At 70.5% G+C, this 24,459-nt stretch carries 22 protein-coding genes; 12 read left to right on the top strand and 10 right to left on the bottom strand.

Going from position 1 to position 24,459, the window contains the following annotated elements; all coding sequences use genetic code 11:
- Positions 1 to 10: 10 nt before the first annotated feature.
- The 3 genes from HEQ75_RS04365 to HEQ75_RS04355 are packed head-to-tail and all read right to left on the bottom strand — an operon-like array spanning position 11 to position 4,544.
- Positions 11 to 1,435, bottom strand: a complete 1,425-nt coding sequence (locus HEQ75_RS04365) for a M20 family metallopeptidase (RefSeq protein WP_168027703.1) — start codon at positions 1,433 to 1,435, stop codon at positions 11 to 13.
- A gap of 14 nt (positions 1,436 to 1,449) precedes the next feature.
- A complete protein-coding gene (locus HEQ75_RS04360; RefSeq protein WP_168027702.1) occupies positions 1,450 to 3,123 on the bottom strand; it encodes a M28 family peptidase in 1,674 nt (557 codons plus the stop codon).
- A 14-nt stretch (positions 3,124 to 3,137) separates the two neighbouring features.
- The gene (locus HEQ75_RS04355; protein ID WP_168027701.1) at positions 3,138 to 4,544 is read right to left on the bottom strand and encodes a M20/M25/M40 family metallo-hydrolase; all 1,407 of its coding nucleotides are present in this window, start codon (positions 4,542 to 4,544) and stop codon (positions 3,138 to 3,140) included.
- 59 nt (positions 4,545 to 4,603) lie between these two features.
- Here HEQ75_RS04355 and HEQ75_RS04350 point away from each other — a divergent pair, with 59 nt between their 5' ends.
- A complete protein-coding gene (locus HEQ75_RS04350) occupies positions 4,604 to 6,016 on the top strand; it encodes an MmgE/PrpD family protein (RefSeq protein WP_168027700.1) in 1,413 nt (470 codons plus the stop codon).
- On the top strand, positions 6,013 to 7,128 hold the full coding sequence (locus tag HEQ75_RS04345; RefSeq protein ID WP_168027699.1) for a M20 family metallopeptidase: 1,116 nt from the start codon (positions 6,013 to 6,015) through the stop codon (positions 7,126 to 7,128). Before HEQ75_RS04350 ends, HEQ75_RS04345 begins: the two co-directional genes overlap by 4 nt.
- Here the strand turns inward: HEQ75_RS04345 and HEQ75_RS04340 are convergent.
- Both HEQ75_RS04340 and HEQ75_RS04335 read right to left on the bottom strand, forming a co-directional pair.
- A complete protein-coding gene (locus HEQ75_RS04340; RefSeq protein ID WP_168027698.1) occupies positions 7,120 to 8,856 on the bottom strand; it encodes a M28 family peptidase in 1,737 nt (578 codons plus the stop codon). The two genes, HEQ75_RS04345 and HEQ75_RS04340, sit on opposite strands and share 9 nt — an antisense overlap.
- Positions 8,857 to 8,913: 57 nt before the next feature.
- Entirely contained in the window at positions 8,914 to 10,347 is a 1,434-nt protein-coding gene (locus tag HEQ75_RS04335) for an FAD/NAD(P)-binding protein (protein ID WP_209318338.1), read from the bottom strand.
- A 212-nt stretch (positions 10,348 to 10,559) separates the two neighbouring features.
- On the opposite strand from HEQ75_RS04335, the gene HEQ75_RS04330 reads away from it, so the two are divergent.
- Genes HEQ75_RS04330 through HEQ75_RS04315 form a run of 4 tightly spaced genes read left to right on the top strand, consistent with a single transcriptional unit; the run spans position 10,560 to position 14,366 of the window.
- Positions 10,560 to 11,495: a fatty acid desaturase gene (locus tag HEQ75_RS04330; protein ID WP_168027697.1), complete on the top strand. Its 936-nt coding sequence runs from the start codon at positions 10,560 to 10,562 to the stop codon at positions 11,493 to 11,495.
- A 29-nt stretch (positions 11,496 to 11,524) separates the two neighbouring features.
- Complete coding sequence (locus tag HEQ75_RS04325; RefSeq protein ID WP_168027696.1) at positions 11,525 to 12,562, top strand: TRAP transporter substrate-binding protein; 1,038 nt, start codon at positions 11,525 to 11,527, stop codon at positions 12,560 to 12,562.
- Entirely contained in the window at positions 12,559 to 13,053 is a 495-nt protein-coding gene (locus HEQ75_RS04320) for a TRAP transporter small permease (protein WP_168027695.1), read from the top strand. The genes HEQ75_RS04325 and HEQ75_RS04320 overlap by 4 nt, the downstream gene beginning before the upstream one ends.
- Positions 13,050 to 14,366 carry a TRAP transporter large permease gene (locus tag HEQ75_RS04315; RefSeq protein ID WP_168027694.1) on the top strand — a complete coding sequence of 439 codons (1,317 nt, stop codon included), beginning with the start codon at positions 13,050 to 13,052 and terminating at the stop codon, positions 14,364 to 14,366. Before HEQ75_RS04320 ends, HEQ75_RS04315 begins: the two co-directional genes overlap by 4 nt.
- Position 14,367: 1 nt before the next feature.
- Here the strand turns inward: HEQ75_RS04315 and urtE are convergent, their stop codons facing one another.
- The 5 genes from urtE to urtA all read right to left on the bottom strand — a co-directional run bounded on the left by urtE (position 14,368) and on the right by urtA (position 19,748).
- On the bottom strand, positions 14,368 to 15,060 hold the full coding sequence (urtE, locus tag HEQ75_RS04310; RefSeq protein WP_168027693.1) for an urea ABC transporter ATP-binding subunit UrtE: 693 nt from the start codon (positions 15,058 to 15,060) through the stop codon (positions 14,368 to 14,370).
- Position 15,061: 1 nt separating this feature from the next.
- On the bottom strand, positions 15,062 to 15,802 hold the full coding sequence (gene urtD, locus HEQ75_RS04305; protein WP_168027692.1) for an urea ABC transporter ATP-binding protein UrtD: 741 nt from the start codon (positions 15,800 to 15,802) through the stop codon (positions 15,062 to 15,064).
- Complete coding sequence (gene urtC, locus HEQ75_RS04300; RefSeq protein WP_456237382.1) at positions 15,799 to 16,800, bottom strand: urea ABC transporter permease subunit UrtC; 1,002 nt, start codon at positions 16,798 to 16,800, stop codon at positions 15,799 to 15,801. Before urtC ends, urtD begins: the two co-directional genes overlap by 4 nt.
- Before the next feature lie 89 nt (positions 16,801 to 16,889).
- Positions 16,890 to 18,458 (bottom strand): urea ABC transporter permease subunit UrtB, encoded by a 1,569-nt coding sequence (urtB, locus tag HEQ75_RS04295; protein ID WP_168027690.1) that lies wholly within the window; start codon positions 18,456 to 18,458, stop codon positions 16,890 to 16,892.
- A gap of 45 nt (positions 18,459 to 18,503) precedes the next feature.
- On the bottom strand, positions 18,504 to 19,748 hold the full coding sequence (urtA, locus tag HEQ75_RS04290) for an urea ABC transporter substrate-binding protein (RefSeq protein WP_209318337.1): 1,245 nt from the start codon (positions 19,746 to 19,748) through the stop codon (positions 18,504 to 18,506).
- Positions 19,749 to 20,020: 272 nt separating this feature from the next.
- On the opposite strand from urtA, the gene HEQ75_RS04285 reads away from it, so the two are divergent.
- The 6 genes from HEQ75_RS04285 to HEQ75_RS04260 are packed head-to-tail and all read left to right on the top strand — an operon-like array spanning position 20,021 to position 24,455.
- Entirely contained in the window at positions 20,021 to 20,845 is an 825-nt protein-coding gene (locus tag HEQ75_RS04285; RefSeq protein WP_168027688.1) for an urease accessory protein UreD, read from the top strand.
- Between the two features lie 42 nt (positions 20,846 to 20,887).
- Positions 20,888 to 21,232, top strand: coding sequence for an urease subunit gamma (locus HEQ75_RS04280; protein WP_168027687.1), 345 nt, complete (start codon positions 20,888 to 20,890; stop codon positions 21,230 to 21,232).
- A gap of 14 nt (positions 21,233 to 21,246) precedes the next feature.
- Positions 21,247 to 21,552 (top strand): urease subunit beta, encoded by a 306-nt coding sequence (locus HEQ75_RS04275; protein WP_168027686.1) that lies wholly within the window; start codon positions 21,247 to 21,249, stop codon positions 21,550 to 21,552.
- Complete coding sequence (gene ureC / locus HEQ75_RS04270; RefSeq protein WP_168027685.1) at positions 21,552 to 23,261, top strand: urease subunit alpha; 1,710 nt, start codon at positions 21,552 to 21,554, stop codon at positions 23,259 to 23,261. Before HEQ75_RS04275 ends, ureC begins: the two co-directional genes overlap by 1 nt.
- Positions 23,262 to 23,269: 8 nt before the next feature.
- Positions 23,270 to 23,776 carry an urease accessory protein UreE gene (locus HEQ75_RS04265; RefSeq protein ID WP_168027684.1) on the top strand — a complete coding sequence of 169 codons (507 nt, stop codon included), beginning with the start codon at positions 23,270 to 23,272 and terminating at the stop codon, positions 23,774 to 23,776.
- Positions 23,751 to 24,455 (top strand): urease accessory protein UreF, encoded by a 705-nt coding sequence (locus HEQ75_RS04260; RefSeq protein WP_235961253.1) that lies wholly within the window; start codon positions 23,751 to 23,753, stop codon positions 24,453 to 24,455. The genes HEQ75_RS04265 and HEQ75_RS04260 overlap by 26 nt, the downstream gene beginning before the upstream one ends.
- The last annotated feature ends 4 nt before the right edge of the window (positions 24,456 to 24,459 follow it).

The following is a 24,459-nucleotide window of genomic DNA, read 5'->3' as shown; positions in this document are numbered from 1 at the left end:
CGGTTTCAGATCACTCCGCCAGCGACATCCCCAGCGCCGGCTTCGCATCCGCCGGCAGGGGGCTGACATAGGGCTTGCCGCCGGTGCGCGCCGCATGGTCGGCCTTGGCCCTGGCGATGAGGTCCGGGTTCTGCAGCGCATCCACCGCCGTGCCGGCCATCACCTTCGCCACATGCACCATGCCGGTATGCGCCGCCGGCGCCTTGCCCTGCGCCACCACCTGCCAGCTATGGCCCGGCGTCCCGATGGCATAGGTGGCGCCGCGCGCCTGCACCGTCGGCACCTTCCAGGAGACGTCGCCGACATCGGTGGAGCCGTTCATGCCCGCACCCCTGGCGCCCAGCGGCACGATCAGGTCGCACAGCGCCTTGCCGGTATCGGGCGTCACGCCCTGGCGGCGATAGCCGGACAGGATGTCCTCCTCCGACAGCGTCTTCTGGATCTCGGCCGCATAGGCCTTGTCCTCATCCGTGAATTGCGGCGGGCCGAGGCGCTGGAAATTGTCATGCATGAGCTGTTCCAGCGGCGAGTTCCCCAGCAGGTTCGACACCGCGGAGATCACCTGGGTGGAGACGGTGGTCTCCGTCATCAGCGCCGCGCCATCGGCGATCTTGCGCACGCGCGTGACCAGGGCGTTCAGCTCCACCAGGTTGCGCGCCCTGATCAGGTAGCGGACCTTGGTCTGCGACTGCACCACATTGGGCGCGATGCCGCCGGCATTGAGGTAGGCGTAGTGGATGCGCGCATCGCTCGGCATATGCTCGCGCATGTAGTTCACGCCGACATTCATCAGCTCGATCGCATCCAGCGCCGACCGCCCGAGATGCGGCGAGGACGCCGCATGGGCCGCGCGGCCACTGAAGGAGAAATCGATGCGGGTATTGGCCAGCGAGATCGCGTCGTTGACGCCGGAGAAGCTGGCCGGGTGCCAGGAAATCGCGATGTCCACATCGTCGAAGGCGCCTTCGCGCACCATGAAGCCCTTCGCCGCGCCGCCTTCCTCCGCCGGGCAGCCATAGTAGCGCACGCGCCCGGGCAGGTTGTTGGCCTTGAGGAAATCCTTCACCGCCGCGGCGGCCAGCAGGCTGGCGGAGCCCAGCACATTGTGACCGCAGCCATGGCCGTAGCCATCGCCCGGCAGCGGCCGGTGCTCCGCCACGCCGGCCTCCTGCGACAGGCCGGGCAGCGCGTCGTATTCGCCGAGGATGGCGATGACGGGTCCGCCCTCGCCGGCCTCGCCCATCACCGCCGTCGGGATGCCGGCGACGTCGCGGGTGTTGGCGAAACCCTCCGCCTCCAGCATCGCGATGTGCTCGGCAACACTGCGATGCTCGTTGTAGCAGAGCTCCGGCATCCCCCAGATGCGGTCGCTGAGTTCGGCATAGGTCTCCTTGCGTTCATCGACGCTGCGCCAGACCTGTTCGTCGTTCCGCATGGCTTGGGCTTCCTTCAGTTCAGCGCGGCGAGGGCGGCATCGATGGCGGCCTGCGCCTCGCGCAGCGCGTGGCGCATGCGGTTGCGGGCGCGCATGGCGTCCACCGCCGCGAATTTCTCGGCATCCGTGCCGGGCGTGGTCGCCGCCAGGTCGCGGATCGGCTGCAGCACCGCCCAGGGCGGCAGCGGCAGGGCGGCGGCATGGCTGAAGCGGTCACCCGGCGTGTAGTCCACCGGCACCAGGGCGCGGGAGGCACGCATCAGCGCCGCGCTGGCCGCCGCGGCATCCTTCGCGGCGCGGCGCGGAATGCCGGCGGCGCTGTCGCGCAACGCGGTGGCGGCAGCGACCAGCCCGTCCAGGTCGAGGCGCCCCTCCAGCTTCGCCGCCAGCGGCGCGAGTTCCGCCAGCAGCGCCGACGCGGTCGCCGCATGGTCCAGCGGCACCACCGGCGCCGACAGCAGCGTCCACACCACCTGGGTCAGCACGCGGGCATCGCGCACCAGGTTCGCCTCGTCGATCTTGTCGATCAGGTCGTGCGGCGTGTGCCACCACCAGCCCAGCGCGTTGCGTGCCTGCGCGTGCTTCGCCGCCTGTTCGCTGATGGAGCCGAGCATGGAGGGGATGCCGATGCCGACGAAGCTCTCGTCGCTGTTCCGCGCCTTGCGCTTGCCGGTATAGGCCTGGTTGGTCTGCGCCTGCACCGCTTCCGCTGCGATGTGCTTCAGCTCCGTCATCGCCGCCGCGTGCTCCAGCGCCGTGGCGCCGGTGCCGCCCAGGCTGTCCACATTCACATGCGCGGCACAGCGGCGGTCCAGCTCCTCCCAATGCGTGTCGGCATACCAGGCGGAGCCGGAATAGCGGCCATGCGAATGGCCGGACCAGAAGCACACGCGCAGCCCGCGCTGCCATTGCCCCTGCTGCTGCGCGCAGAGCCGCGCCGCTTCCATCATCCCGGCATTGGCCGAGCCATTGTCCATCACGCCGTAATACCAGGTGTCCTGGTGGCCGGACATCAGCACGAAGGGGGCATCCGGCTCGCCCAGTTCCGCCACCAGCAGCGGCGTCTTGCGCCAGCCGGTATCCACCTCGGCCTCCAGCGTCACCACCGGCTGCGCGCCGGCGGCCAGCGCGTCGCGAATTGCGCCGCCATCGGCGTTGTTCACGCTGCAGGCGATGGTCGTCGGCAGCTCCTCCAGCGTGCTGGCGCCGGGATTGCCCCAGACCGGGGAGATGCACATCTCGTGGATGTGCTCGTGGTGGCTGATGTGCAGCTGCCCCGCCGCGCCGGCGCGGGAGGCGCGCTGCGCCACCGCGGGTGTCGCCATGCCCTCGCAGAGCACGATGCGCCCGGCCAGGTCCCGCCCGGCGAAATCGGCGTCCGTGCCATGGCCGAGATACACCGGCACGCCGGAGATCCTGCCGGGGCAGGAGAAGGATTGGGTGATGCAGCCGAGCGCCCGGCCCTCCACCAGCACGCTCGCCTTGCCGGGCAGGCTGATATAGGCGTCGTGCAGGATCAGTTGGGTGCGGAAGCCGTAATCCTGCATCCGGCGTTCCAGGAAGCGGATGGATTCCAGCTCCTCGGGCTCGCCGCTCAGCTTCATCCAGCGCGCGATCTCGCGCAGGTTTGCCATCATCTCCGCCCCGCTGACGGAGGCGGTCAGGCTGGCGGGCACTGCGTCGGTCATGCGCGTCTTCTCCTTCAGCGGCGCGAGGGCACCTGACCCTCGCCGATGTCCCACCAGATGCCGGCCATCAGGCCCAGCCCCTCGCGCAGCAGCGGCGCCAGCGCGTGTTCGTCCGGGCCATGCTGGTTGCAGCCGGCATAGCTGTTCGGAATCCAGATCACCGGCGTGCCCAGCTCCTCCAGGAACATGTCGGAGGGGTTGGAGCCGGAGGAGTTCGGGATGATGTTCGGCGCCCGGTTGGTGCTGCGCCGCATGGACCCCGCCACCATCGCCACCCACGGGTCGTCCGGATCGGTGCGGGAGGCGCCGAACATGTCGCGCTCCATCATCGGCACGATCTCGACCTCCGGGAAGCCCTGCGCGTCCAGGTGGCGGCGCAGCGCGGGCACGAAATCGGCGCCCGGGATGTCCGCCGTGTGCCGCACCTGCAGCCGGGCGCGCGCCTCGCCCTGCACGGCGTTGGTCGGCGCATCGGGGTGGCCGGTGACCTGCGCCAGCACGATCACGCTGGTCCAGCCGAAGATCTTCTCGGCTTTCGTCAGTCCGGGCTCGCCCCAATTGGGGTCGCCTTCCGGCAGGCCGGGGATGTCCTCGAACACCAGGTCGCCGATGGCGCGCCGGACGGAGGCCGGCATGGCAGCGGGCGTCCAGCCCGGGACAAGGATGCGGCCCTGGCGGTCGACGATGCTGGCCAGCGCATGCGCCAGCACGAAGGCCGGGTCCGTCAGCACGCCGCCCCAATGGCCGGAATGATGCGCATGGTCGCGCAGCCGCACCACCAGGTCGAAGGCCACGCCGCCGCGCGCGCCCAGCTTCATCTCCGGCATGAAGGTGGTCTGCCGCGGGCCGTCCAGCCCGATGAAGACATCCGCCGCCAGCCGCGTCCGTTCCTGCTGCAGCAGCGCGCGCAGGCCGGGGGAGCCCTGCTCCTCACCGGTCTCCACCAGCACCTTGGCGTTGAAGCCCAGCCTGCCGCCGCGTTCCGCCAGCACGGCGCGCAGCGCCTCGATGGCGATCAGGTGCTGGCCCTTGTTGTCCACCGTGCCGCGGCCGTACCATTTGTCGCCGCGTACCGTCACCTGCCAGGGGTCCAGCCCCGCGCTCCATTTCGGCGCCAGGCCGCGCACCACGTCGCCATGGCCATAGACCAGCACGGTCGGCAGCGCCGGGTCCTCGACGCGCGTCGCCAGGAACACCGGGCCGCGGCCGGGGCGCGGATTGTCCAGCACCGTCTGCTCGAACGGCATGTCGCGCATCAATTCGGGCAGCGTCTCGGTGCAGTAGCGCGTCAGGGCGGGCAGGCTGTCCGGCAGCTGGCTTTCGGTCGGCACCGCCACCAGCTTTCGCAGCGCGTCGAGATATGCGCCATCGTCAAAGCAGCGTTCCGCGCGCGCGATCGCCCCAGCCCGAGACCCCACCATGCCGCATCTCCCCTCTCGCCAGGCCAGAAGCTTCGCACGCATCCGGCGCAGCCGTGAAGATGCGCGGGGGCTTGTCCGCGCGGTCCCGCGGCGCCACGCTGCGCCGCACCAGGGCGGGGGGGCGGCGGATGGCGGCGACGCAGCGCATCGCGGAGTGGATCGCCGGGCTGCCGCCCGCCCGCACCGCGGCGGTGGCGCCGCTGGCCATCGCCGGGCTGCGCGATGCCGTGGGCGTGATGCTGGCCGGCGCGGCAGAGGAAACGCCGCGGCGCACCGCCGCCACCGTGGCCGCCTGGGGTGGCGGCACGGCGCGGGTGATCGGCACCGGCCAGGCGATGGCCGCGCCCTGGGCGGCGCTGGTGAATGGCGCCGCGGCGCATGTGCTGGACTACGACGACACCTTCAACCCGCTGCACGGCCACGCCACCGCCGTGCTGGTGCCCGCCATCCTGGCCCTGGGCGAGGAGCGGGACGCGGATGGCGCGGCGCTGCTGGATGCGCTGGTGGTGGGGCTGGAGGCGATGGCCTGCATCGGCCGCGGCGTGAACCCGCGCCACTACGCGCTGGGCTGGCACGCCACCGCCACCATCGGCGCGCTGGGCGCCGCGGCCGCCTGCGCGCGGCTGCTGCGGCTGGATGCGGCCCGCACGGCGCATGCGTTGAGCCTGGCGGCCAGCATGGCCTCCGGCAGCCGCATGCAGTTGGGCACCATGGCGAAATCCGTCCATGCCGGGCTCGCCGCCAAGGCCGGCGTGCTCGCGGCCTCGCTGGCCGAATCAGGGGTGGAGGCGGCGGCGGAGGCGTTGGAAGGGCGCTGGCGCTTCGCCGAGATGTTCGCCGGCCAGGCGCCGCCCGAAGGCGCCATGGACCCGCCGGGCGACAATGCGCGACTGGCGATCGAGGGTGTGGGCCTCAGCTTCAAGGCCTATCCAACCTGCGCGGCGACGCATCTTTCGCTGGATGCGCTGCTGGCGCTTCGCGCGCAGGTGGCGCCGGCGCGCATCGCCGCGATCGAGACCGCCTTGCCCGCCGTGCTCGCCGGCAACCTGATCCATCCGCGCCCGGAAACCGGCATGCAGGCGCGCTTCAGCATGGAATACTGCCTGGCGGCCGCAGCGGTGCAGGGCGAGCTCGGCCTGGCGGATTTCGCGGAGGCCGCGATTCACCGTGCGCCGATCCGCGCGCTGATGCCGCGCATCACGATGCAGGCGCTGCCCGATGCCGATCCACGCCCGCCGACGCGCGTGACGCTGCACCTGACGGACGGCACGCAGTTGACCGACCAGCGCAGCATCCGCCGTGGCGCGCCGGAGAACCCGATGACCGAGGCCGAGCAGCTGCGCAAATTCCGCGATTGCGCCGTCCCCGTGCTGGGCGCCGCCGGCACGCAGGCGGCGCTGGAGGTTCTGACGCGGCTGGCGGAACACGGCGGCGCGCGAACCCTTGTCACATCCCTGGTGCCCGCATCATGAGCTTCACCACCGACAGCCTTCTCGCCGCCATCCGGCCCTGGGTGGAGCATGAGACGCCGACCGATGCGCCCGAAGCGGTTTCCGCCCTGATGGCGACGGTGGCGGCGGAAGCCGCGGCCGCGGGCGCGAAGGCGGAGACCATCGCCGGCCGCGACGGCATGGGCGACCACCTGCTGCTGCGCAGCCCCTGGGGCGGGGAAGCCCCCGGCATCCTGGTGCTGTCGCACCTGGACACGGTGCACCCCATGGGCATGCTGGCGCGCATGCCTTTCCGCGTGCAGGACGGCATCGCCTACGGCCCCGGCATCTACGACATGAAGGGTGGCGCACGCCTGGCCTTCGAGGCCTTCCTGTCTTTCCTGCGCGCCGGCACGCCGACGCCGCTGCCCATCACCTACCTGTTCAATGCGGATGAGGAGGTCGGCAGCCCGACCAGCCGCGCGTTGATCCGCAGCCTGGGCGCCAAGGCGAAATTCGTGCTGGTGACGGAACCGGCGCGGGAGGGTGGGAAGATCGTCACCGCGCGCAAGGGCGCGGCGCGCTTCGACCTGCATGTGAAGGGCCGCGCCGCGCATTCCGGCAGCCGCCACCAGGATGGCCGCAGCGCGATCGGGGAACTCGCGCGGCAGATCGTCGCGCTGCACGGCATGACCGACTACGCACGCGGAATCACGGTGAATGTCGGCACCATCCGCGGCGGCACGCGGCCGAATGTGGTGGCGGAGGAAGCGCATGCCGCCATCGACATGCGCCTGCCGACGCCGGCCATCGCGGAGGAGATGCTGGCCCGCATAGCGGCGCTGCGGCCGCACGACCCGGATGTGGAACTCACCCTGACCGGCGGCCTGAACCGCCCGCCCTATGAGAAGACGCCGGGCATCGCCGCCCTGTTCGACCATGCGCGCGGCCTCGCGGCGGAGATCGGCTTCGAACTGCAGGACCTGAAGACCGGTGGCGGCAGCGACGGCAATTTCTGCGCCGACCTGGCGCCGGTGCTGGACGGGCTGGGCGCTGACGGCAAGGGCGGGCACACGGATTTCGAGCAGATCTATCTCGAAAGCCTGGTGCCCCGCGCCCGGCTGCTGCGGCGGCTGATGGAAACGCTAGTCTAGCGCCTCCTCCACCAGCCGTGTTGCCGCGCGCATGGCGCTGACATAGCGGTTCTGGCCGCGCAGCATCTGCGTCCTGGCGAAGCCGAGCTTCTCGCCCGGCATGCGCGCCAGGTCGGCGGCCACCGCCAGGCAGGGCAGGGGCGGCGCGGTGAAGGCGGGGTCGTGGGTGAAGCGCGGGCCGCGGGTGAAGTTCAACGGCACCAGGATGCGCGCCAGCGCCACCGCCACGGCGTTGCGGCGCGCGGGCGGAACGTCGCCCGTCTGCAGCCGCGCCACCGCATCGCGGAAGGCCGCGGTGGCGGCAATGCTGGGGGCGAGGTCCGCCTGCCCGCCGGCGGCAGCGGCATAGCGCGCGACGGTGCCGGCGAATTCCTCGGCCGTCGCCACAACGTCGAAGGGCAGAACCTCCGGCTGCGTCACCCGCAGCACGGAGAGCAGGTAGATGCGGATGTCGCGCAGCAGCATGTCGCGGTCCGCGATCTCGATCGTGTCGTTTTCCGTATGCCAGGCGATGTTCCCGCCGCAGCCGGAGACGTCGTAATAGCCTTTCTCCGCCCGCAGCGTCTCCGGCATGGTGCTGGACAGCATGAAGAAGCTGCTGATGCCGATGTTGGAGAAGCTGTAGTCGCCGGCCTGCATCGGCCGGGCGCTGCCGAATTCGGCATCCGGCGCCACATCCAGGATGGCGCGGCGCACCAGATCCCGCGTCTCGGACATGGTGGCGATCTCGTGGAAGCTGGTGGCCCAGCGGCAGCCGGGGCTGTCGCAGTTGATCTGCGCCACGCAATGCGCCTCCAGCTCCAGCGCGAAGGCGTCCGCGTACCAGGTGCTGCCGGCGTAGCGGCCCGTGGAATGGCCGGCCCACCAGGCGATGCGCACGCCGCGCTTCAACTGCGCGCGGTTGGCCCAGAGCACGCGGGCGATCTCCAGCAGCGTCGCATTGCCGGTGGCGTTGTCGCCGACGCCGACATCCCAGGAATCATAGTGCCCGTGCAGCAGCACGAAGTCGGGTGAGCCATCGGCGGCCGGGATCTCCACCACCGGGATCGCCTGTTCCACGAAGCCTTCCATCAGGTCCGTGGTGATGGTGGCGCTGCCGCCGGCCGCCGCCACCGCGCGCAGCGCCAGGCCGCTGTCGCGGTTCACCGTCGCCATCGGGATCTTCGGCTTGCGCGGCAGGTCATCCAGGTCCGGCGTGCCCCAGATGGTGGTGCAGGTGCCCCAATGCACATCCACGCCGGGATTGGCGGCAATCACGCCGACGCCACCCCATTCCTCGACCAGGGAGGCGAGCGCCGGATTGCCGAAGCCCTCCGTCAGCAGGATCTTCCCCTGCACCTTCGCCCGCGCTTCCTCCTCGGAGGCGATGGTGCCGCCGAACAGCGCCGTGATGTCGCGCGCATAGCTGCGCAGCGCCTTCGGGTTGGCGGAGAGATAGACCAGCGGCGCCGTCCGCCCCTGCGGCACGGGCAGGGAGGAGGTGGGCGTCTTGGCCCGGTAGGTGACGCCGCCGGCGCTGACGGAGGCCGAAAGCGGCACGGCCAGGTAGATCTCCGGCCGATGCAGCGTCACCGGTACGCCGAGTGCCTCGAGCCGCGCCGCGATCATGGCGGCGCCGCGGTTCACCTCCTCCGGCATGCAGCGCGGGGTGCGGGCGAAGGTCTCCACCAGCTCCCACGGCGCGTCCAGCGTCACCTGATCCAGCATCCGTCGCTCGAAGGCGTCCATCGCGGCCACTCCCATCCGGCGCAAGGCTGGCACCGGGCGGGGCGGCGGGGAAGGGGGCTATTCGGCGGCGAGGCGGCTCGGGTCGATCTCCACCTGCGCCACGTCATAGGCGCGCAGCGCGGCGTAGTGGCGCGGCAGCTCGGCCTCGAACAGGCCGCGGGTGACGCCGGCGGCCAGGCGCGGCACGGCGATGCCCATGGCGTTGATCGAGGCGCCGGCCGGGCCGAAGGACATGGTGGTGCCGATGCCGAACAGGTGGATGTCGCGGATCCAGGGCGTGGCGCCCGCCACGCGTTCCGTGAAGCTGTAGTCCGGCGCGAGGTAGGGGAATGCCCCGAGCCGCGGATTGGCCTCCTCCGCCGGCGGCGTGTAGCGGTCCGCCCAGCTGGCGATGTTGTGGGCGCAGCCGGCGAGTTCCGGCACCAGCGCGGGGTCCATCCGCACGCCCGTGCCGCAGATCAGGAAATCCGCCACGACTGCGCCGCGCGGCGTCGCCACCACGGCGCGGCCATCGGCGCCCACCTGCGCCCCGGTCCAGGGGCGGCCGACATGCAGGGTGAAATGCGGGAAGGCCATCACGCGCGCATAGGTGTCCGGCGGGAAGCCCTCCCGCAGCCCCAGCACATGCGCCATGAAGCGCCAGCGCCACTCGTCCGGCATCTCGTGGATGTGGCGCATGAAGCCGGCGAAGGTCAGCCAGCGATAGGGCTGCACCACCATCGGCTCGGCCCTTCGGCAGAACAGGTGCACCGCCGCCGCCCCGGCCTCCAGCGCCATCGCCGCATTGTCGAAGGCCGAGGCGCCGGCGCCGAGCACCGCCACCACCTTGCCGCGCAGCCCCGCGAAATCGATCGGGTCCGCGCTGTGGGCGCGCAGGGCCTGCGGCAGGGCGGCCACGAAGTCCGGCATCCACCAGATGCCCGCCCCTTCCTGGCCCGTGGCCAGCACCACCTTGCGGGCATGGAGTGGGCCATCGCTGGTGTCCACCCGCAGGCAGGGCAGGCCGTCATCGGTGGTGGCGGGGCCGATGCGCCCGGCCGCCACGCCGTTCCGTACCGGCACGCCCACCACGCGGCGCAGCCACAGCAGGTAGTCGTTCCACAATTCCTTCGGGATGTAGCGTAGCGTTTCCCACGCCGCGGTGCCGAACTGCGCTTCGTGCCAGGCCTGGTAGGTGAGGGAGGGGACGCCGAGATCCGGCCCGCTCTGGTCCTTCCAGGACCGCAGATTGTGCATCCGCGCATAGGTCTGCCACGGGCCTTCCCGTCCATAGGGCGCACGGTCCAGCACCAGCAGGTTGCGCACCCGGTCGCGCATCAGCGCGAAAGCCGTCACCACGCCGCATTGCCCGCCGCCGACCACCAGCACGTCCAGCACCGGCGCGCCGCCGATCGTCTTCGGCTGCAGCCAGTCCATGCGGGGATGCGCGATCAGGGCCAGGTCGCGCCGCGCATCCGCTTCCAGCGCGGCCAGGGTGGTGGGTGCGGGCAAGGCGGGGCTCCGGGGTCTTCAGGCCACCCCAGCATGGGGCGTTTTCCGGTGCGCACCAGGGGGGCGGTGGCCGTGCGGATGCGGCGCCGTGCCGGGGATGCCGCGTATACCGGCAGGCCATGCCGCCGCAGGGCGCAGCGGTGTTGCGCCACCGCGCGGAAGGCCCGCGAAGGCGCTTGCCAGGGGACGCGATCTGTTGCCACGCTGGCGGCATGCAGGAGAACACGCTTCCCCGCGCCGTCGCCCTCGCGCCTTCACCGATCTGGTGGCGGCGGTGGGAACTGCCGACCTGGGGCGTGGCCTCTGCCATCTATGCGTGCTGGTTCGCGCTGATCTGGTTCCACGCCCACATCCCCTGGCCGCTGCAAATGGCGGGCGGCGCCTATGTGCTGGCCTGGCATTTCTCGCTGCAGCATGAAGCGATCCATGGCTGGCGCAGCATTCCGCGCTGGCTGCGCACCGCCCTGGTGTGGCCGCCGATCGGCGGCTGGCTGCCCTTCGAACTCTACAAGCGCAGCCACACCGCGCATCACCGCAACACGGTACTGACCTATCCGGGCGAGGACACGGAAAGCGTCTATCACCGGCAGGCCGACTGGTCCCGCTATTCGCGCCCCTGGCAGGCCGTGCTGCTGTTCAACCAGACGCTGCTCGGCCGGCTGACGATCGGGCCCATCCTGCGGCTGCGCAAGCTGGCGATGATCGAGACGGGCAAGCTGCGCGCAGGCGATTTCCGCGACGTGCCGGTGTGGATCGGCTTCTTCGCCGGCCTGGCCGTGGTGCTGTGGTTCGTCGCCGGCGTCGCCGGCATGCCGGTGTGGCACTACTACCTGGTCTTCGTGCTGCCCGGCCTCAGCCTCGGCCTGCTGCGCGCCTTCATCGAGCATCGCTGGGGCCCCACACCGGGGGAACGCACCGCCAGCGTCGAATCCAACTGGTTCTTCGGCCTGCTGTTCCTGTGGAACAACCTGCACATCGTGCACCATCTGTATCCGCAGATGGCGTGGTTCGAGATCCCCGGCTTCTGGCGCCGCAACCGCGCGAAGCTGCTGGCGCATAACGGCCACTATGTCTTCCGCGGCTATTTCGAGATTGCGCGCCGCTGGCTGCTGAAGCCGGTCTTCGTGCCGGCGCATCCGGCGCGCTGAACCCCATCCAGGACACAGGGAGCATGAGCATGCAGCGACGGATCTTCATGGGGGCCGCCATCGGCCTGGCCGCACCGGCGCTGGCACGCGCCCAGGGCGCGCCGCAATTCACCTTCCGGCTGCACAGCTTCTCCTCCCCCACCGCGCTGGACCACACGCTGCATCTCGACCCCTGGGCGGAGAAGGTGGCGAAGGACTCCAACGGCCGCATCAAGATCGACGTCTTCCCCGCCATGCAGCTCGGCGGCCAGCCGCGCGACCTGGTGCAGCAGCTGGAAGACGGCGTGGTGGACATGATCTGGACGGTGCCGGGCTTCACCCCGGGCCGCTTCATGGGCACGGAAGGGCTGGAGCTGCCCTTCATGAACACCGGGCTCTCCGCCACGGAAAGCCCGGCGGCGATGGAGTTCATCAACAAGCACCTGGTCGATTCCGAATACCGCGGCATCAAGATCATCGCCGTCCATTCCACGGACCGTGCTCTGGTCCACACCTCCCGCAAGCCGATCCGGCGGCTGGAGGATTTCCGCGGCATGAAGCTGCGCGTCGCCGGCCGCTTCATCGGCGAGGCGGTGACCGCGCTCGGCGGCACCCCCGTCGGCATCCCGCTCGGCGGGGTGTATGAGGCGACGGCCCGCAGCCAGGTGGACGGCTTCCTGATCAACTGGGCCATCACCCAGCCCTTCCGCCTGTATGAGGTGGCGAAGTTCCACAGCGAGCCGCCGGGCGTCGGCCTGTTCCAGGGCATGATCCTGACGCTGATGAACGGGCGCAGCTACAACCGCCTGCCGCCGGACCTGAAGGCGGTGATCGACGCCAATTCCGGCCCGGCGCTGGCCGCCAATCGCGGTGCGATCTGGGACACGCAGACCAAGCCCGCCGTCGATGCCGCGCTCGCCGCGGGCAACGAGATCATCGCCATCGGGGCGGAGGAGAAGGCGCGCTGGCGCGAAGCCGTGAAGCCGGCCTACGAAGCATGGATCGCGGAGATGACGCGGCGCGGCCGCAACGGCCGGGCGATGTTCGAGGATCTGCAGGCCATCACGGCGAAGCACGGCCGGGCATGAGCCTGGCGGCGTGGCGCGCGGGGCTGACGCGCCTCGCCGTCGGTTGCGCCCTGCTGGCCGGCTTCCTGCTGCTGGGCGCGGTGGCGGTCACCACCGCCTCCGTCGCCCGCGGCGCCTTCGGCCAGCCGATCCTGGGCGACAGCGAGGTGGTGGAGATGCTGCTGGGCGCCGCCATCGCCTTCTGCATGCCGCTGTGTGAGATGAAGGGTGCGCATGTGCTGGTGGATTTCTTCACCCAGAAGCTGCCGGCGCGCGGCCTGGCGGGGCTGGATGCGGTGATGCGCGCCATCGCCGCCCTCGTCGTCGCCGTGCTCGCCTGGCGGCTGGCCATCGGCGGCTACAACATGTGGGACCGGGAGCGGGAGACGATGTTCCTGCTGCTGCCCTTCTGGTGGGGCTACGCCGCGGCCGCCCTCGGCATGACGGCCTGGAGCCTCTGCGCCGCCTTCGTCGCCACCGAAAGCCTGGCCCGGGCGCGCCGCGCGGCATGAGCGATTTCTCGATCGGGCTCGCCATGTTCGGCGCCGCGTTGGTGCTGATCGCACTGCGCATGCCGGTGGGCATCGCCATGCTGCTGGTGGGCGGCATCGGCTATGCCCAGATCTCCGGCTGGGACCGGCTTTTCGCCACGCTGAACACGCTGACCTTCAGCCGCTTCTCCTCCTACACCCTGTCCGTCATCCCGCTCTTCCTGCTGATGGGCGATTTCGCCACCAAGGGCGGCATGAACCGCGCGCTGTTCCGCTGCGCGCGCGCCTGGATGGGGCATTGGCGCGGCGGCCTGGCGCTGGCCAGCATCGGCGGCTGCGCCGCCTTCGGCGCCATCTGCGGCTCCTCGCTCGCCACCGCCGCCACCATGTCCCAGGTGGCGCTGCCGGAGATGCGGCGGCATGGCTATTCGCCGGCCCTCGCCACCGGCACGCTGGCCGCCGGCGGCACGCTGGGCATCCTCATCCCGCCCAGCGTCATCCTGGTGATCTACGCGATCTACACCGAGATGAGCATCGGCGCGCTGTTCGTCGCCGCCGTCATCCCCGGCATCCTGGCCACCGCGGGCTACATGCTGGTGGTGAACCTCTATGCGCGGCTGCACCCGGAATCCGCCCCGGCGGTGGCGCGCGTGGGCTGGCGCGAGCGGCTGCACGCCACGGGCGAGGTCTGGCCGGTGCTGCTGGTCTTCGCCACCGTTGTCACCGGCATCTATGGCGGGTGGTTCAGCGCGACAGAGGGGGCGGCCATCGGGGCGGCCGCCACCGGGCTGCTGGCCTTCGGGCTGGGCGGCATGCGCTGGCAGGGGCTGAAGGAAAGCCTGCTCTCCACCGCGGAGACCACCGGGCTGATCTTCCTGGTGCTGCTGGGGGCGGAGTTGTTCAGCGCCGCGCTGGCGCTGTCGCACCTGCCCTCCGAGCTTTCCGCCATGGTCGCGGCCCTGCCGGTGCCGCCGCTGGTGATCCTGGGTGCGATCCTGGTGGTGTATTTCATCCTCGGCTGCTTCATGGAAAGCATGGCGATGGTGCTGCTGACGCTGCCCATCTTCATCCCGCTGATGCTGGGCCTGGATTTCGGCCTGAACCGCGACCAGGTGCTGGTCTGGTTCGGCATCCTGGTGCTGATGAGCGTGGAGGTCGGCATGATCTCGCCGCCCTTCGGGCTGAACCTCTTCGTCATCAACGCCATGGCGAAGGACATCCCGATGGGGGTGACCTATCGCGGCGTGATGGGGTTCTGCGCCTCGGACCTGCTGCGCATCCTGGTGCTGCTGCTGTTCCCGGCACTGTCGCTGTGGCTGCCGGGGCTCTGGTAGGTCACACCGTCAGCAGGCGGCGCACCGCGGCCTCGTCCAGCGTGCCGGCGGGGCCGCCGAGCGCCACCTCGCCGCGCACCATCACGGCGATGGAATCAGCCAGCTCCCGCGCGAAGTCGTAATACTGCTCCACCAGGATCACGGCCATGCCGCGGTCGCGCGCCAGGTGCTGGATGACGCGGGCGATGTCCTTGATGACGGAAGGCTGGATGCCCTCCGTCGGCTCGTCCAGGATCAGCAGGCGCGGCCGGGCACACAGCGCGCGGCCGATCGCCAGCTGCTGCTGCTGGCCGCCCGAAAGGTCGCCGCCGCGCCGGCGCAGGAACTGCCGCAGGATGGGGAACAGGTCGAATATTTCCGAGTCGACGCCCGCTCCGCGCGGCGCCGCCGCCAGCGCCGTCTCCAGGTTCTCCTGCACCGTCAGGAAGGGGAAGATCTCCCGGCCCTGCGGCACGTAGCCGATGCCGGCGCGGGCGCGTTCCGCCGGGCCCAGCCGCGTCACGTCGCGGCCTTCCCAGGTGATGCTGCCGCGGCTCACCTTCTCCAGCCCCATGATGGCGCGCAGCAGCGAGGATTTGCCGACGCCGTTGCGCCCCAGCACCGCCGTGACCTTGCCCGGCTGGGCTTCCAGGGAAACGCCGCGCAGGCACAGGCTGGCCCCGTAGGACAGGTCGATGGAGGAAACCGTCAGCATGTCAGCGCCCCAGATACACTTCGATCACGCGCGGGTCGTTCTGCACATGGTCGATGGAGCCCTCCGACAGCACGCTGCCGTCGCACAGCACGGTCACCCGCCGGCCCAGCGCGCGGACGAATTCCAGGTCGTGCTCCACCACCACCACGCTGCGGCGGCCGGCGATGCGCACCAGCAGGGCCGCGGTCTGCTCCGTCTCCGCATCCGTCATGCCGGCCACCGGCTCGTCCACCAGCAGCAGCTCCGGATCCTGCATCAGCAGCATGCCGATCTCCAGCCATTGCCGCTGGCCATGGCTGAGGATTCCGGCCAGGTCCTGCGCGCGTTCCTGCAGGCCGATCTCCTCCAGCGTCTGCTCGATCTGCGCCCGCGCCCCGCCGGTCAGCTTCCAGCGCAGGCAGGCAATGGGGCCGCGCGGCGCCTTCAGCGCCAGCTCCATGTTCTCGAACACCGTCAGCGCGTCAAACATGGTCGGCTTCTGGAACTTCCGGCCGATGCCGAGATTGGCGATGCCGGCCTCGTCCATCCGGGTCAGGTCGATCTCGCCGAAATTCACCGTGCCCTGGGTGGGCCGCGTCTTGCCGGTGATGACATCCATCATCGTGGTCTTGCCCGCGCCGTTCGGCCCGATGACGGAGCGCAGCTCCCCGGGCTCGACGATGAGGGAGAGGTTGTTCAGCGCCCGGAAGCCGTCGAAGACGACGGAGACGCCATCGAGGTAGAGCCTGCGACCCCCGCTCATTTCGTGCGCCCCTTGGCCAGGCCGATCAACCCCTTGGGCAGGAACAGCGTGACCAGCACGAACAGCCCGCCGAGGACGAACAGCCAGAGGTCCGGCGCCGCGCTGGTCAGCCAGGTCTTCAGCCCGTTCACCGTGAAGGCGCCGAGCACCGCGCCCACCAGCGTGCCGCGACCGCCGACCGCCACCCAGATCACCGCCTCGATCGAATTGGCCGGGCTGAATTCGCCCGGGTTGATGATGCCCACCTGCGGCACGTAGAGCGCCCCAGCGACGCCGGCGAGCATGGCCGAGAGCACGAAGGCGAACAGCTTGTGGCGCGTGGTGTCGTAGCCCAGGAAACGCACGCGGCTTTCCGCGTCGCGGATCGCCGTCAGCACCCGGCCGTATTTGCTGCGGGTGATGCGCAGGCAAAGCAGGAAGGACAGCACGAGCGCCAGCAGCGAGGCATAGAACAGGCCGGACCGCATGGCGGTGGTGTTCAGCGGCTGCCCCAGCAATTCCTTGAAGTCGGTGAAGCCGTTGTTGCCGCCGAAGCCCATGTCGTTGCGGAAGAAGGCCAGCATCAGCGCGAAGGTCATCGCCTGCGTCAGGATGGAGAGATAGACGCCCGTGATGCGGCTGCGGAAGGACAGCCAGCCCACCACCAGCGCCAGCGTGCCCGGCACCAGCAGCACCATCAGCATGGCGAAGGGGAAGCTGTCGAAGCCCAGCCAGTACCAGGGCAGCTCCTGGTAGCCCAGGAACACCATGAAGTCCGGCAGGATGGGGTGGCCGTAGGACCCGCGCGGGCCGATCAGGCGCATCAGGTGCATGCCCATCGCATAACCGCCGAGCGCGAAGAAGGCACCATGGCCGAGCGACAGGATGCCCGCATAGCCCCAGGCGAGGTCCAGCGACAGCGCCAGGATGGCGTAGCAGATCCACTTGCCGGTGATGGAGACGAGGAAGTCCGAGACGTGCAGCGGATGCGACACCGGCAGCAGGTTCAGCAGCGGCATCACCGCCAGCAGCAGGATGAAGAGGCCGAGCCCGGCTCGCAGGCCGAGGCGGAGCCGCGCATCCGGTGCCGCGGGCAACACAGCGAGGCTCATGCGTCCGCCGCCCTTCCCTTCTGCGCGAACAGCCCGCGCGGCTTGCGCTGGATGAACAGCATGACGGCCACCAGCACGAACACCTTGGCCAGCACCGCCCCGGCCCAGGGCTCCAGGATCTTGTTGATGGTGCCAAGCCCGAAGGCGCCCACCAGCGTGCCCGCCAGCGACCCCACGCCACCGAAGACGACGACGAGAAAACTGTCGATGATGTAGCCGGTGCCGAGGTTGGGGGAGACGTTGTCGATCTGGCTCAGCGCCACGCCGGCGATGCCGGCGATGCCGGAGCCGAAGGCGAAGGTCAGCGCATCGACGCGCCCGGTGCGGATGCCCATGGAGGCGGCGATGGCGCGCTTCTGCGTCACCGCTCGCATCTCCAGCCCGAAGCGCGTCAGCCGGATGGCGGCCACCGTCAGCCCCAGCACCACCAGGGAGAAGACCAGGATCCACAGCCGGTTCTGCGTCACCGCCACGCCGCCCGGCAGCATCAGCGTGCCCTGCATCCAGGCCGGGCTGATGATCTCGCGGTTCTGCGCGCCGAAGGCCAGCCGCACCGCCTGCTGGATCATCATGCCGACGCCGAAAGTCATCAGCAGCGTCTCCAGCGGCCGCCCGTAGAGGTGGCGGATCAGCCCGCGTTCCAGCGCCGCGCCGCAGGCCGCCGTCACCAGGAAGGCGATGGGCACCGCCAGCGGCAGCGACCAGGGCTGCAGCGCCGGGATGGTGCGCAGCGCCTCCTGCACGATGAAGGTGGTGTAGGCGCCGAGCATGACGAACTCGCCATGCGCCATGTTGATCACGCCCATCACGCCGAAGGTCACGGCCAGGCCCAGCGCGGCCAGCAGCAGCACGGAGCCGAGCGAGAGGCCCTGGAACACCGTCTCCGCCGCGCGGCGGATCGCCAGCCTCCGGTCCACCGCGGCCACCGCCTCGTCGATCTGCGCGGCCAGGCCTGGGTTGGCGCCGCGCATTTCCAGCAGCACGGCGCGCGCTTCGGGCGAGGCGCTGGCGCCCAGCGCCGCGATGCCCGCCATCTTGTCCGCCAGGTCACTGGCCATGAGGCGCGAGGCGGCAAGGGCCAGCAGCAGCCGGTCGCGGATCGCCGGCACCGTCTCCCGCCCCAGAGCCGTCTCCAGCACCGCGACATTGTCCGCCGATCGGCTGCGGAACACGGCATCCGCCGCGGCCTGGCGTTCCGCCGCATCGGGCGAGAGCAGTTGCAGCCGCCCCAGCGCGCCGCGCAGCGCCACACGCACGCGGTTGTTCAGCCGCACCGGGCTGGCCTCCGCCGCCTCCGCCGGCGCGCCCGCCAGCGCCTCGATCACGCCGGCCTCGCCGCGGATCAGCAGCGTGCCGTCGGCGCGGCGCAGCAGACGCCCCTCGGTCAGCGCCCGCAGCAGGGGCAGGGCGCGCGGGTCGCCGCTGGCGCCCAGCCGGTCCACGGCCTCCGCCGTCTGGTTGAAGCCGGTGCCGAGCCCTTCGAGCGCGGCGGTGAGGGCATCCTGCGCACGCGCCGGCAGGGCCAGCGCGACCAGCAGCAGGAAGGCAAGGAGCGGGTGCTTCATGAAATTGGTGGGGGGTGACCTGCGGCCGCCCCCCTTTTCCCTGGTTCAGCCGCGGCGCCGGTTGGCGTTCTCCGGGATGAAGGGCGACCAGTTCTCGGCCGGGATCGCCGTCGGCGTCTTCCAGACGATGTTGAACTGCCCGTCCGCCTGGATCTCGCCGATCATCACCGGCTTCGACAGGTGGTGGTTGGCGTGCATCTCCTCGGTGTAGCCGCAGGGGGCATCCACCTTCTGGCCGATCATCGCGGTGCGCACGGCGTCCACGCTGGTGGTGCCGGCCTTGGCGACGGCCTGTGCCCACATCTTGAAGCCGGTGTAGGTGGCCTCCATCGGGTCGTTGGTCACGCGGCGCGGGTTCTTGATGTAGGACTGCCACAGCGCCTTGAACTGCGTGTTCACCGGGCTTTCGACGGACATGAAGTAGTTCCACGCCGCCAGATGGCCGACCAGCGGGCGGGCGTCGATGCCGGCCAGCTCCTCCTCACCCACCGAGAAGGCAACGGAGGGGATGTCCTCGGCCTTGATGCCCTGGTTGCCCAGCTCGCGGTAGAACGGCACGTTGGCATCGCCGTTGATGGTGGAAACGATCGCGGTCTTCTTTCCCTCGCCGGCGAAGCGCTTCACGCGGCTGACGATGCCCTGCCAGTCGCTGTGCCCGAAGGGCGTGTATTCCTCCATGATGTCGCTCTCGGGGATGCCCTTCGAGATCAGGAAGTTGCGCAGGATGCGGTTCGTCGTGCGCGGATAGACGTAGTCCGTGCCCAGCAGCGCGATGCGCTTGGCCTCGCCGCCATCGGCGCTTAGCAGGTATTCCACCGCCGGGATCGCCTGCTGGTTCGGCGCGGCGCCGGTGTAGAAGATGTTCTTGCTCTCCTCCTCGCCCTCATACTGCACGGGGTAGAACAGCAGGCCGTTCAGCTCCTCATACACCGGCAGGACGGATTTGCGGGAAACGCTGGTCCAGCAGCCGAAGGTGACATCCACCTTGGAGACGGCCAGCAGTTCGCGCGCCTTCTCGGCGAACAGCGGCCAGTTGGAGGCCGGGTCCACCACCACGGCTTCGAGCCGCCGGCCGAGGATGCCGCCGGCGGCGTTCTGCGCTTCCACCATCATCAGCACGGTGTCGCGCAGCGCGGTCTCGCTGATCGCCATGGTCCCGGACAGGGAGTGCAGCACGCCCACCTTGATCGGCGCCGACTGCGCGAAGGAGGGGCGGATGGCCGGCGTGGCGAGCACGGTGCCGAGGCCGGCCAGTGCGGCGCGCCGGGTGATGGGCATGCGATGGATCATGGTTCTTGTGGCCTCCTCGGGGATCTGGTCTGGCGGCACCGGCACTGCCTCCCCGGCCGCGCCTCCCACCCGAGGTCGGCGCGTTGCGAGATATGTGCCAAGGCCATCGCATACGATCGCGGGCCGGCAATCCCGTCATTTTGTGATCCGATCGCTCCGGCCCCTGCGCAAGATTCGAGCGTCCTCTGCATCAGGTGGCGTCGGGACGCTTGCGGAATGGGCAGCCTGCCCCGCGCTGGCCAGCGGCCCTGGCGCATGCCAGTCTGCCGAGGATGCTTCGTGATGCGCCCGCGGCGCCGCAACACCAGCGCGCCCGGGGGCGTGCCGAACTCGGCCTGGTCGCCGCGCCGGATGGCGCGCGCATCGCGCATCTGTTCAACGCCGCGCCGCTGCGCCTGCTGTTCCCCGATGCCGACCCGGCGGAGCCGAAACAGGCCGCCTTCGTCAATGTCGCGGGCGGGCTGGCCGGCGGCGATTCGCTGGAAGCCGCCGTGACCCTGGGGGCCGGCGCGCGCTGCACGCTGACCACGCCGGCCGCGGAGAAGATCTACCGCAGCCTTGGCCCGGAAACGCGAATCGCCACATCGCTGTCCCTGGCGGCAGATTCGGTCTGCGAATGGCTGCCGCAGGAGACGATCCTGTTCGATGGCGCGCGCCTGGCGCGCCGCCTGGATATCACGCTGGCGCCCGGCGCGCGGCTGCTGGCGGCGGAGATGCTGGTGTTGGGCCGCGCTGCGCGGGGGGAGGCCTTCACCCGCGGGGCGCTGCACGATGGCTGGCGCATCCGGCGCGAGGGGCGCCTGCTCTGGGCGGATGCGCTGCGGCTGGACCCGGCAGCGTCGGCCCAGCGCTTCGGCCTGGGCGGGGCCGGCGCCCTGGCCACGCTGCTGCTGGCGGCGCCGGATGCCGCCGCGCATCGCGACCTGGCGCGGGACGTGGCGGCCGGCGGCGCCGGGCTGGTCGCGCCCGGCCTGCTGCTGGCCCGCTGGCTGGGGGAGGCGGGGGTGGTGCGCGCCGGGCTGGCGGCCGCCATCATGGCGCTGCGCGCCGCGGCGCTCGGCCTGCCGCCGACGCTGCCGAGGCTCTGGCGCAGTTGAGGTGGCATGGGCCATGCTTGGTCCGGGAGTCGGAGGTGACGCATGAACCTGACGCCGCGTGAGAAGGACAAGCTGCTGGTCGCCATGGCGGCCACCGTTGCGCGCCGGCGGCTGGAACGCGGCGTGAAGCTGAACCACCCGGAGGCGGTGGCGCTGATCACCGACTATGTGGTGGAAGGCGCGCGCGATGGCCGCAGCGTGGCGGAGCTGATGCGCGACGGCGCCACGGTGGTCACCCGCGACCAGGTGATGGAGGGCATCGCCGAGATGATCCACGAGATCCAGGTGGAAGCCACCTTCCCGGACGGTACCAAGCTCGTCACCGTGCATGAGCCGATCCGCGATCCGGTCGCGGAGCCCCGCAGCGAAGCGAGGAGCGGAGCGTGAACCGGATCGCCAGAATGATCCCCGGCGAGCTGTTCCCCGCCGCAGGCGAGATCGAATTGAACGTCGGCAGGCCCACCACGGAGATCGAGGTCGCCAACACCGGCGACCGCCCGATCCAGGTCGGCAGCCACTATCATTTCGCCGAGACCAACCCGGCGCTGCGCTTCGACCGCGCGGCGGCGCATGGTCAGCGCCTCGACATTCCCGCCGGCACCGCGGTGCGGTTCGAGCCCGGGCAGTCGCGCAGCGTGCGTCTGGTGCCCTTCGCCGGCGATCGCATCGTGCACGGCTTCCGCGGCGAGACGGAGGGGAAGCTCTGATGCCCGCAAGACTCTCCCGCCGCGCCTATGCCGGCATGTATGGCCCGACCACCGGCGACCGGCTGCGCCTGGCCGATACCGACCTGATCATCGAGGTGGAGCGCGACCTCACGACCTACGGCGAGGAGGTGAAATTCGGCGGCGGCAAGGTTATTCGAGATGGCATGGGCCAGTCGCAGGTCACCCGGGAAAACGGGGCGGTGGACACCGTCATCACCAACGCGCTGATCCTCGATCACAGCGGCATCTACAAGGCGGATGTCGGGCTGAAGGACGGGCTGATCCACAGCATCGGCAAGGCCGGCAATCCGGATACGCAGCCGGGTGTCACCATCATCATCGGCCCGGGGACCGAAGTGCTGGCCGGGGAGGGGCGCATCCTGACGGCCGGCGGCATCGACCCGCATATCCACTTCATCTGCCCGCAGCAGATCGAGGAGGCGCTGGTCTCCGGCGTCACCACCATGTTCGGCGGCGGCACCGGCCCGGCGCATGGCACGCTGGCCACCACCGCGACGCCGGGGCCGTGGCACCTCGCCCGCATGCTGCAGGCGGCGGAAGCCTTTCCGATGAATCTCGGCTTCCTCGGCAAGGGCAATGCGGCGCTGCCGGCGGCGCTGGAGGAACAGATCCGTGCCGGCGCCTGCGGCCTGAAGCTGCACGAGGATTGGGGCACCACGCCCAAGGCGATCGACACCTGCCTGAAGGTCGCCGATGAATTCGACATCCAGGTCGCCATCCATTCGGACACGCTGAACGAAAGCGGCTTCGTGGAGGACACCATCCGCGCCATCGGCGGCCGCGCCATCCAGGCCTTCCACACGGAAGGCGCCGGTGGCGGCCACGCGCCCGACATCCTCAAGGTGATCGGCGAGCCGAATTTCCTTCCCTCCTCCACCAACCCCACCATGCCCTACACGCGGAACACGGTGGATGAGCATCTCGACATGCTCATGGTCTGCCATCACCTCGACCCGCGCATCCCGGAGGACGTGGCCTTTGCTGAAAGCCGCATCCGCAAGGAGACGATCGCGGCGGAGGACATTCTGCATGATCTCGGCGCCATCTCGATGATGTCGTCGGACAGCCAGGCGATGGGGCGGGTTGGGGAGGTCATCATCCGCACCTGGCAGACCGCGCACAAGATGAAGCAGCAGCGCGGCCGGCTGCCGGGCGAGACGGGCGACAACGACAATCTGCGCGTCCGCCGCTACATCGCGAAATACACCATCAACCCGGCCATCGCGCAGGGCATCGCCACCCATGTCGGCAGCATCGCGGTCGGCAAGCTGGCGGACCTGGTGCTGTGGTCGCCGGCCTTCTTCGGCGTGAAGCCGGACTATGTGCTGAAATGCGGCAGCATCGCCATGGCGCCGATGGGCGATCCCAACGCCTCCATCCCGACGCCGCAGCCCATCCACTACCGCCCGATGTTCGGCGCCTATGGCCGCGCCAACACGCTCTCCTCCGTCACCTTCACCAGCCAGGCGGCGCTCGATGCCGGCATCGCGGCGCGCCTCGGCCTGCAACGCCCGATGCTGGCGGTGGCGAACACGCGCAACATCGGCAAGCGCGACATGGTGCTGAACGACGCGCTGCCGCGGATCGAGGTGGATGCGGAAACCTACGAAGTCCGCGCCGACGGCGAATTGCTGATCTGCGAGCCCGCCTCCGTGCTGCCGATGGCGCAGCGCTACTTCCTGTTCTGAGAGCCATCATGCCGCAAGCCCGCCGCGCCATCGCCGTCCACCCCGCCGGAACCTGGCCGGAGGACCGGATGGTGGACCAGGTCACCGTCGATTTCGACGACCGCTTCCGCCGCCGCAAGGTCTACCTGACCGATGGCGGCGGCAGCTTCCTGCTCGACCTCGCGGAAGCCACGGTGATGCGGGAGGGGGATGGGCTGGAGCTGGATTCGGGGGGCTTCATCCGGCTGCGCGCGGCGGCGGAGGATCTGGTCGCCATCACCGCGGCCACGCCGGCGCTGCTGCTGCGCCTGGCCTGGCATCTCGGCAACCGGCACCTGCCGACGGAACTCGATGGCGACCGCATCCTGATCCGGCACGACCACGTCATCATCCGCATGCTCGAAGGCCTCGGCGCCACGCTGGCCAAGGTGCGCGCGCCCTTCAATCCGGAAGGCGGCGCCTATGGCGAGCACAACCGCCTGCCGGCGCACCCGCATGGCCACCATGGGCATGACCACCATCACCACGAGCACTGACCTGCCCGCCCTGGCGCGGCTGCTGGCCTGGCTTTCGCCCGCCTATCCCACCGGCGCCTTCAGCTACAGCCATGGGCTGGAGATGGCGGTGGAGGAAGGCGCGGTGGCGGATCGCGCCGGCCTGGTGGCCTATGCGGAAGCGGCGCTGGCGCAGGGCGCGGGGGCGGTGGATGGCGGCTTCCTGGCGTTGGCCTGGCGCGCCGCCGTGGCGGGGGACGAGGCGGCGCTGGATGGGCTGGCGGAGCTGGCCGCGGCGATGCGCGGCACGGCGGAACTGGCGCTGGAGGCCACCCAGCCCGGCGGGGCCTTCGCGCTCGCCACCAACGCCGCCTGGCCGCATCCCGGCTTCGCCCGCTTCGCCGCGCGCCATCCCGGGCGGCTGACCCATGCCGTGGCCTATGGCGCTGCCGCCGGCTTCCACGGCATGCCCCTGGAGCCCGCCTGCTTCGGCTGGCTCGCCGCCTTCGCCGCCAACCTGGTCTCCGCCGGGGTGCGGCTGGTCCCCCTCGGCCAGACCGATGGCCAGATCGCCACCGCCGCCCTGCTGCCCGCGCTGCAGGCGGCCACCGCGGCGGCGCTGGCCGCGACCGACCCCGAGGCGATCGGCGGCTGCGCCCCGGTCATCGACCTGTTCTCCCTGCGCCATGAGACGCAATACACGAGGCTGTTCCGATCATGAGTAC

The sequence above is a fragment of the Falsiroseomonas selenitidurans genome (assembly GCF_012103215.1).
Classification (GTDB): domain Bacteria; phylum Pseudomonadota; class Alphaproteobacteria; order Acetobacterales; family Acetobacteraceae; genus Falsiroseomonas; species Falsiroseomonas selenitidurans.
This window is presented reverse-complemented; position numbering and strand designations above follow the sequence as displayed.

What these genes read in the sequence shown, in the direction of transcription:
- HEQ75_RS04365 (WP_168027703.1), bottom strand. Translation starts at nt 1,435, where the DNA reads ATGCGGAACGACGAACAGGTCTGGCGCAGCGTCGATGAACGCAAGGAG.
- HEQ75_RS04360 (WP_168027702.1), bottom strand. Translation starts at nt 3,123, where the DNA reads ATGACCGACGCAGTGCCCGCCAGCCTGACCGCCTCCGTCAGCGGGGCG.
- HEQ75_RS04320 (WP_168027695.1), top strand. Translation starts at nt 12,559, where the DNA reads ATGAGCCTGGCGGCGTGGCGCGCGGGGCTGACGCGCCTCGCCGTCGGT.
- urtC (WP_456237382.1), bottom strand. Translation starts at nt 16,800, where the DNA reads ATGCCGCTGCTGAACCTGCTGCCGGTGTCGCATCCGCTGCACGTCTCG.
- HEQ75_RS04325 (WP_168027696.1), top strand. Translation starts at nt 11,525, where the DNA reads ATGCAGCGACGGATCTTCATGGGGGCCGCCATCGGCCTGGCCGCACCG.
- HEQ75_RS04350 (WP_168027700.1), top strand. Translation starts at nt 4,604, where the DNA reads ATGCGCGGGGGCTTGTCCGCGCGGTCCCGCGGCGCCACGCTGCGCCGC.
- HEQ75_RS04315 (WP_168027694.1), top strand. Translation starts at nt 13,050, where the DNA reads ATGAGCGATTTCTCGATCGGGCTCGCCATGTTCGGCGCCGCGTTGGTG.
- HEQ75_RS04275 (WP_168027686.1), top strand. Translation starts at nt 21,247, where the DNA reads ATGATCCCCGGCGAGCTGTTCCCCGCCGCAGGCGAGATCGAATTGAAC.
- HEQ75_RS04340 (WP_168027698.1), bottom strand. Translation starts at nt 8,856, where the DNA reads ATGGACGCCTTCGAGCGACGGATGCTGGATCAGGTGACGCTGGACGCG.
- urtB (WP_168027690.1), bottom strand. Translation starts at nt 18,458, where the DNA reads ATGAAGCACCCGCTCCTTGCCTTCCTGCTGCTGGTCGCGCTGGCCCTG.
- urtE (WP_168027693.1), bottom strand. Translation starts at nt 15,060, where the DNA reads ATGCTGACGGTTTCCTCCATCGACCTGTCCTACGGGGCCAGCCTGTGC.
- urtA (WP_209318337.1), bottom strand. Translation starts at nt 19,748, where the DNA reads ATGATCCATCGCATGCCCATCACCCGGCGCGCCGCACTGGCCGGCCTC.
- HEQ75_RS04265 (WP_168027684.1), top strand. Translation starts at nt 23,270, where the DNA reads ATGCCGCAAGCCCGCCGCGCCATCGCCGTCCACCCCGCCGGAACCTGG.
- HEQ75_RS04260 (WP_235961253.1), top strand. Translation starts at nt 23,751, where the DNA reads ATGACCACCATCACCACGAGCACTGACCTGCCCGCCCTGGCGCGGCTG.
- HEQ75_RS04355 (WP_168027701.1), bottom strand. Translation starts at nt 4,544, where the DNA reads ATGGTGGGGTCTCGGGCTGGGGCGATCGCGCGCGCGGAACGCTGCTTT.
- HEQ75_RS04280 (WP_168027687.1), top strand. Translation starts at nt 20,888, where the DNA reads ATGAACCTGACGCCGCGTGAGAAGGACAAGCTGCTGGTCGCCATGGCG.
- urtD (WP_168027692.1), bottom strand. Translation starts at nt 15,802, where the DNA reads ATGAGCGGGGGTCGCAGGCTCTACCTCGATGGCGTCTCCGTCGTCTTC.
- HEQ75_RS04330 (WP_168027697.1), top strand. Translation starts at nt 10,560, where the DNA reads ATGCAGGAGAACACGCTTCCCCGCGCCGTCGCCCTCGCGCCTTCACCG.
- HEQ75_RS04345 (WP_168027699.1), top strand. Translation starts at nt 6,013, where the DNA reads ATGAGCTTCACCACCGACAGCCTTCTCGCCGCCATCCGGCCCTGGGTG.
- ureC (WP_168027685.1), top strand. Translation starts at nt 21,552, where the DNA reads ATGCCCGCAAGACTCTCCCGCCGCGCCTATGCCGGCATGTATGGCCCG.
- HEQ75_RS04285 (WP_168027688.1), top strand. Translation starts at nt 20,021, where the DNA reads ATGCTTCGTGATGCGCCCGCGGCGCCGCAACACCAGCGCGCCCGGGGG.